Below are 6,292 nucleotides of genomic sequence, written 5' to 3' on the forward strand. Positions count from 1 at the left end.
GCCATCATGCAGACCACGGTTCCGCTCGATGTCCCTTCTCACCCCGGTCGCCGTCGCGGTCGCGCTCTCGGCGGGCTGCGCGAGCAACGCCCCCGCCGGCGGCAGCGGCAGCACCCCGGCCCGCGACGACGCCGTGTCCACGGGCGCGGCCCAGCCCGCCACGATGCTCGTGCGCGTGACCGGCACGGTCGTCGCCGACGACGAGCAACCCGGCTGCCTGCTGCTCGACACCGGTTTCACGACGTACGTCCTGCTCGGCGGCGACCGGGCGGCCATCGAGGCCGCGCGGGACGACGGGGAGGAGGTCACGGTCACCGGTCAGGCGCACACGCCGACCCCGACCCCGTGCACCGGCGGCATCCCGCTGGCGATCGAGCGGTTCACCCCGGCGACCTGAGCCCCGCCGCGGTCGTCGTTGTCGCAGTCGTTGTCGCGGTCGGCGTCGTAGTCGGCGGCGTAGTCGGCGGCGTAGTCGGCGGCGGCGTGCCGCTCGATCCGGCCGGGCTCGGCTCCGTGTCGAAGCTCGGCGTCGCGGGCGGCGGCTGCTGCGTGCTCTCCTCGATGATCTGCGGTTCGGTCTCGGAACCCACCCCGCACGCCGACGCGACCAGCACGCACGCGAGCACGAGCGCCCTCATCCGGTCACCTCCGGCAGCTCCACGACGAACCGCGCACCCCCGCCGGGCCGCTCCTCCACCCACGCGCGCCCGTCGTGGCCGCGCACGTGCTGCGCCACCAGCGCGAGCCCCAGGCCGACCCCGCTGTCGGTGGTGTCGCGGTCGGCGGGTGAGCCCCGGGCGAACCGCTCGAAGACGTGTTCCCGGTCAGCCTCCGGCACGCCGGGCCCGGCGTCGTCCACCTCGATCCGCGCCCGGCCGTCCCGGCGGAGGATCCCCAGCCGCACCAGCCCTTTCCCGTGCCGGGCCGCGTTGTCGAGCAGGTTCACCACCACGCGTTCGAGCCTGCGGCGGTCGCCGGTGATCCACGGGTGCGCGGCCACGTCCAGCACGCCGGGGGCAGGCGGCCCGTGGTGGTCGGTCACGGCGATCACCAGCTCGGCCAGGTCGACCACCTCGAACGTGGAGCGGTCCTGGTCGTCGCGGGAGATCTCCAGCAGGTCGTCGACCATGCGGCGGAACCGGCGCAGGTCGGTGTCGAGCAGTTCCACGGCCTGGCGCGAGCCGGGCGGCAGTTCCGCGCGCCGCCGGTACAGCACCGCCATGGCGTTGAGCATCGTGGTCAGCGGCGAGCGCAGCTCGTGGCTGACGTCGCCCGCGAACCGGGTATCCCGCGCGACCCGCTGCTGCAGGCGCTCCGCGGTGTCGTTGAACGCCTCGGCGAGCGGCACCAGGTCCGGGTCGCCGGTCGCGGGCAGCCGCACCCCGAGGTCGCCGCGCGCGGCCTCCGCGGCGGCCGCCGTCACCCGGCGCAGCGGCCGCAGCGCGTGCGTGGCCGCCCACCGGCCGAGCAGCGCGCCGGCCAACGCGCTCGCGAGCGTGCCGGCGAGCAGCAGCCAGCTCAGGAACTTGAACGTGCGGTCGAGCTCCCGCATCGGCGAGACCTCGAAGTAGGTGGCGGACAGCTCGGGCAGCGGCAGCCCGACCGCGAGCACCGGGACGCCGTCGAGCACCGTGCGCTGGTGCGCGGCCTGCCCGTTCCGCACGGTGTCGAGGAACCCGTCGGGCAGCCTGCGCGGGTCGACCCGGTTGCCGCCGGAGAACCAGTCGCCGCCGTCGACGAGCAGCACCGCCGACTCGACCTCCGCGCCGAGCCCCGTCATCAGCTCGGAGAGCCCGTCGGGGTTGCGGCGCAGCTGTGCCGCCACGAGCCGCGAGTTGCCGGTGGCCTGGGCGATCGCGCTGCGTTCGCGCTGGCCGAGCATGTAGCCGGTGGACAGGTGCCAGGTCGCGATCGCCAGGGTGCCCGCCACCACGAGCGACACCAGGCTGAACCACGCCATCACCCTGGCGCGCAGGGGTAGGCGGTTCGCGATGTTCACCCGCCCGCTCCGTTCACGGCGTCCCCATCCGGTAGCCGACGCCCCGGACCGTGACGACGTGGGTCGGCTGCCCGGGATCCGGTTCGATCTTGCGCCGGAGCCTGCGGACGTGCACGTCGAGCAGCCGGGTGTCGCCGAAGTACCCGTACTCCCACACCCGCTCCAGCAGCTGCTCGCGGGTGACCACGGCACCCCGCGCCAGCACCAGCGCGCACAGCAGCCGGAACTCCGTCTTCGTGAGCGGCACCTCGGCGCCGTCGCGGAGCACCCGGCCCTCGGCGATCCGCACGCTCAGCTCACCCACCTCGACGACCGACGGGATGTTCGGGTCGCCGGTGCGGACCCGGCGCAGCAGCGCGCGGATCCTGGCGCTCAGCTCACCGGCGTCGACCGGCTTGGACACGTAGTCGTCCGCGCCCGCCTCCAGCCCGGCGATCACCTCGTTCGGCCCGGTCCGCGCGGTGACCACGATGATCGGCAGGTCGCCGCGCTCCCGGATCCGCGCGCACACCGCGAGCCCGTCCATGCCGGGCAGCATCAGGTCGAGCAGCACGACGTCGGGTGCCCGCTCGTCCCGTGCGAGCAGGGCCAGCGCCTCCTCGCCGGTGGCGGCCTCGATGACGCGGTAGCCCTCGTCGGCCATCGCGAGGCCGAGGGCCTCCCGGATCCGTGCGTCGTCCTCGACGAGCAACAACGTGGTGGTCATGGGAATCGTCAGCCGTTCGTCAGGTTTCGCGGGCACGGGCCCGGCGAGGATGTCGAGGTGACCGACACCGCGCCCGGCGTCGCGGGCCACCTGCCCGCGGAAGTCCGCCGCACCGCGGCGGACCCCGACTTCCGCACCGGCCTCCCGACATGGTTGCGCGGTCCGCTCGACGGGTGCGCACCGGGCACGGTCCAGGAGGCGGCCATCGTGCTCGGCGAGCTGGTCGGCAACGCCTTCGACCACGCGGCGCCGCCGTACCGCGTGGCGGTCACCGGCGACTGGCGGGCACGACGGTCTGGGCGCTGCTGTACGTGCTCCTCCCGCCACGCGGTGCCCGCTGCTCACCGTGACGCCCGCAGGGTGCCCGCGAGCGCGGCCAGCTCCACGGACGGCGGGCAGCTCAGCAACACCAGGTCGTCGAGCGCGGTGCGGATGTCCACCCGGTCGCGGAGCCCGCCCGCCCGGTCCCGGGTGGTGATGCCGATCGTCCCGCCGCCCGCGACCACGTCCAGGACACCGAGCACCCGGGCGGCGGGCAGCAGGACCCGCAGACCGAACTCGACGGGCACGACACCCCGCACGGTCACGCCGAGCAACGCCCGTGCCGGGTCGATCACCGACCACGACGTGTCGGCGGCCACGACCGAGGGTCCCGGCTCGGCCAGCAGCTCGAACAGCGGCCGCGCGGACCCCGTGCCCTCGTCGGGTGGTTCCGCGACGACCATCGCGAACACCGGCCACAACCCGGCCTCGTCGACCGTGACGGGTGTCTTCGCCACCCCGCGCGGCCACAGCAGCAGCACCTCGATCGCGACGGCCGTCGGCCACGCGCCGCGCGCGTGTTCCTGCCCGATCACAGCCCGACCTCGGCCCACACGGTCTTCGCGCCGGCACGCAGCTCCACGCCCCAGCCCCTGGACAGCCCGTCGACCAGGGCGAGCCCGCCGCCGGACCGCCACCGGCCGCCGTGCGCGGCGCAGTCCTCGACGAACACCCGCAGCGCCGAGCGGCCGGGGCCGGCGGCGACCCGCAGCACGAACGGCGGGACGCCGTGCACACGTGCGTTGCCGACCAGCTCCTCGGCGACGAGCGCCGCGCGCAGCCGCGGCACGGGCGCCACCGCGGCCAGGTTGTCCTGGACCCAGCACCGGACCTCGTCCGGTGCGGGCTCGTCGGCGGCCGGGATGATCAGCGCGACCTGGTCGGCGAACGGCAGGGTCACGCGGTCTCCCTCGTCGCGTAGCGGCTGACGCCGACGCTGGCGAGGACCGCGCGGACCGCGTCGGGTGGGCCGGTGAACACGACGGACCCGTCACGGACCGCGCGCAGCCAGCTCTGGCGGCCGAGCCACACGCCTGCGAGGCCGCTCAACGTGCACGCGAGCCGCACGTCGGCGCCACCCGGCGGCGAGCCGGTGTGGACGGCGGTGCCCGACGGCGTCAGCGCGAGCCACCAGCGGCCCCGGTCCGGCGCGTCGGCGACCACGACGGCCACCGTCAGCGACCGGTCCGGCGGCCTGGCCTGCGCGCTGATGTCGTGCAGGAGCACGTCGGCGTCCAGGTCGCGCAGACCGGGTGGGGCCAGCCAGCGCTGACCCCACCGGCCCAGCTGGTCGACGACCGGCCGGAGGCCCCGCCCGGCCTCCGTCAACCGGTACCGCTTGTCCCGCGGGTGGTGGGCCACCTCGACGACCAGCCCGTTCGCGACGAGCGTGCGCAACCGGCTGGTGAGCAGGCTCGCGGACATCCTCGGCACACCCCTGGCGATGTCCGCCCGCCGCTCGCCGCCGCGCAGGAGCTCGCGCAGCACCAGCAGGGTCCACGGTTCGGTCAGCACCTCGGCGGCACGCGCGACCGGGCAATGCTGCTCGTAGCGGTACACCTGCTGCCTTCCGGTCGACGACGCCGTGGCCCCATCCTCGCGGCGCCGCCCGGTAGCGGACCTGACGACTTCCTGACGAATTCAGTCCGCGGGCCGCTGGTCCCGGCGGATCGGGTGGTCCGCAGGCACCTCGACCACCACGATCCGCAGGCCGTCCGGGTCGCGCAGCCACATCTCGACCAGCCCCCACGGCTCCCGCTCCGGCCCCCGCTCGAGTTCGACGCCCCGGTCGGCCAGCGCACGTGCCGTGGCCTCGATGTCCCGCACCTGCAGCCACAGCACGACGTCCTCGCCCGGGCCGCTCTCCCCGCGGCCGGACACCTCGAGCAGCCCGTTGCCGAGGAAGAACACCGTGCCGCCCGGGAACTCGCGGTACACGGCCAACCCCAGCGTGTCGCGGTAGAAGGCCACCGTGCGGCCGGGGTCGCGCGGGCGCAGGATCATCCGGCTCATGAGGAATTCCATGAGCGCAGCATCCCGTGTGCACGCTCCACTCGCCACGGGCCGGCTCGTGGCGCACACTTCGGCCATGGCAGTCGACGTCGCACCGAGCGTGGTCGTGCACCGGTCCCCGGCCGAGGTCGCCGCGTTCATGTTCGATCCCGCCAACGACCTGCGGTGGACCGGCGGCATCACCGCCAGCACCCCGGCACGCCCCGGCACGCTCACGGAGGGCGCCACGGTCGAACGAACCGCGAAGTTCCTCGGACGGACGTTCACCTACGGGTACGTCGTCACCCGCCACGAGCCGGACCGTCTCGTCGAGCTGCGCGTCGACCGGCCGTTTCCCATGACGGTCCGGTACGAGCTGACCGAGCACGCGGACGGGACGCTCGTGACCATCCGCGCGACCGGGTCGCCCGGCAAGTTCTTCGGGTGGGCCGGCCCGCTGCTGGCACGCCAGGTCCACAAGAACATCACGTCCGACCTCCACCGGCTGCGAGCGTGCCTGGAGGGGTAGCGGGGCGCACGGCCCGCTGCGCGGACCTGGCACGCAGCGGCAGGCGAGTTCCTTCGGTAGCGCCCACCCGGCTCCACCCCCAGCCGCGGGCATGCCTGGCGGCTTGCTCGCCCCGGCGGCAGTGGGGAACCCAGCACCTCGCTGCCTGGAACCACGCTCCACCAGGATCGGAGCGGCCCGCTACGCGGGTCCGGGCGCAGCACCCGAGTGGCACTGCGGCAGGCAGACCCGCTCCTCACGAGTCAGGCTGAGAGCATGCCCGAAGGGCTAGGCCGTGTTTCATAGGTGTTGATCAGCGGCGTGTCGGTGGCCGGGATGTGGCGAGGTCTCCGGTAGACGGGTTAGCGACCAAGCAAACCTGAAATACCGGAGACCTCGTGGCCAGCGTAATGGTGGCGGGGCGGGCTGACCTGACCGACGCGCAGTGGGCGGTGCTGGCGCCGTTGTTGCCTGTGGGGCGTAAGCCGGGTCGTCCGCCGAAGTGGAGCAAACGGCAGTTGATCGACGGGATCCGGTGGCGGACGCGTGCTGGTTGTCCCTGGCGGGACGTTCCACCGGTGTATGGCCCGTGGCAAACGGTCTATGGTCTGTTCCGCCGTTGGCAGCGCGCCGGAACGTGGCGGGCGATCCTGACCGCGTTGCAGGCCCGCGCGGACGCCGACGGGCTGATCGTGTGGGACGTGTCGGTGGACTCGACGGTCACCCGCGCCCACCAGCATGCCGCTGGTGCGCGTAAAAGGGGGAT

10 protein-coding genes are annotated in these 6,292 nt (G+C 74.1%); 3 read left to right on the forward strand and 7 right to left on the reverse strand.

The features are described 5' to 3' along the window. Positions 1 to 28: 28 nt before the first annotated feature. Complete coding sequence (locus tag ACYQ77_RS13025; protein ID WP_459710735.1) at positions 29 to 397, forward strand: hypothetical protein; 369 nt, start codon at positions 29 to 31, stop codon at positions 395 to 397. Here ACYQ77_RS13025 and ACYQ77_RS13030 read toward each other — a convergent pair. From ACYQ77_RS13030 to ACYQ77_RS13060, 7 genes are all read right to left on the reverse strand, one after another. Then, a complete protein-coding gene (locus ACYQ77_RS13030) occupies positions 381 to 638 on the reverse strand; it encodes a hypothetical protein (protein ID WP_459710736.1) in 258 nt (85 codons plus the stop codon). The genes ACYQ77_RS13025 and ACYQ77_RS13030 overlap by 17 nt on opposite strands. Beyond that, positions 635 to 1,999: a HAMP domain-containing sensor histidine kinase gene (locus ACYQ77_RS13035; RefSeq protein ID WP_459710738.1), complete on the reverse strand. Its 1,365-nt coding sequence runs from the start codon at positions 1,997 to 1,999 to the stop codon at positions 635 to 637. The genes ACYQ77_RS13030 and ACYQ77_RS13035 overlap by 4 nt, the downstream gene beginning before the upstream one ends. 13 nt (positions 2,000 to 2,012) lie before the next feature. Then, positions 2,013 to 2,705: a response regulator transcription factor gene (locus ACYQ77_RS13040; protein ID WP_459710771.1), complete on the reverse strand. Its 693-nt coding sequence runs from the start codon at positions 2,703 to 2,705 to the stop codon at positions 2,013 to 2,015. A 341-nt stretch (positions 2,706 to 3,046) separates the two neighbouring features. Further along, on the reverse strand, positions 3,047 to 3,562 hold the full coding sequence (locus tag ACYQ77_RS13045; RefSeq protein WP_459710740.1) for a hypothetical protein: 516 nt from the start codon (positions 3,560 to 3,562) through the stop codon (positions 3,047 to 3,049). Beyond that, positions 3,559 to 3,927 carry an ATP-binding protein gene (locus ACYQ77_RS13050; RefSeq protein ID WP_459710742.1) on the reverse strand — a complete coding sequence of 123 codons (369 nt, stop codon included), beginning with the start codon at positions 3,925 to 3,927 and terminating at the stop codon, positions 3,559 to 3,561. Before ACYQ77_RS13050 ends, ACYQ77_RS13045 begins: the two co-directional genes overlap by 4 nt. Continuing rightward, positions 3,924 to 4,586: a winged helix-turn-helix transcriptional regulator gene (locus ACYQ77_RS13055; RefSeq protein WP_459710744.1), complete on the reverse strand. Its 663-nt coding sequence runs from the start codon at positions 4,584 to 4,586 to the stop codon at positions 3,924 to 3,926. Before ACYQ77_RS13055 ends, ACYQ77_RS13050 begins: the two co-directional genes overlap by 4 nt. 81 nt (positions 4,587 to 4,667) lie before the next feature. Continuing rightward, positions 4,668 to 5,051 carry a VOC family protein gene (locus tag ACYQ77_RS13060; RefSeq protein ID WP_459710746.1) on the reverse strand — a complete coding sequence of 128 codons (384 nt, stop codon included), beginning with the start codon at positions 5,049 to 5,051 and terminating at the stop codon, positions 4,668 to 4,670. 64 nt (positions 5,052 to 5,115) lie between these two features. Between ACYQ77_RS13060 and ACYQ77_RS13065 the strand changes: the two genes are divergently transcribed. Both ACYQ77_RS13065 and ACYQ77_RS13070 read left to right on the forward strand, forming a co-directional pair. Beyond that, positions 5,116 to 5,547, forward strand: coding sequence for an SRPBCC family protein (locus ACYQ77_RS13065; protein WP_459710748.1), 432 nt, complete (start codon positions 5,116 to 5,118; stop codon positions 5,545 to 5,547). A 377-nt stretch (positions 5,548 to 5,924) separates the two neighbouring features. Beyond that, the coding region (locus tag ACYQ77_RS13070; RefSeq protein ID WP_459710750.1) for an IS5 family transposase at positions 5,925 to 6,292 on the forward strand (368 nt) is incomplete at its 3' end.

Source organism: Actinophytocola sp. KF-1, assembly GCF_054661535.1.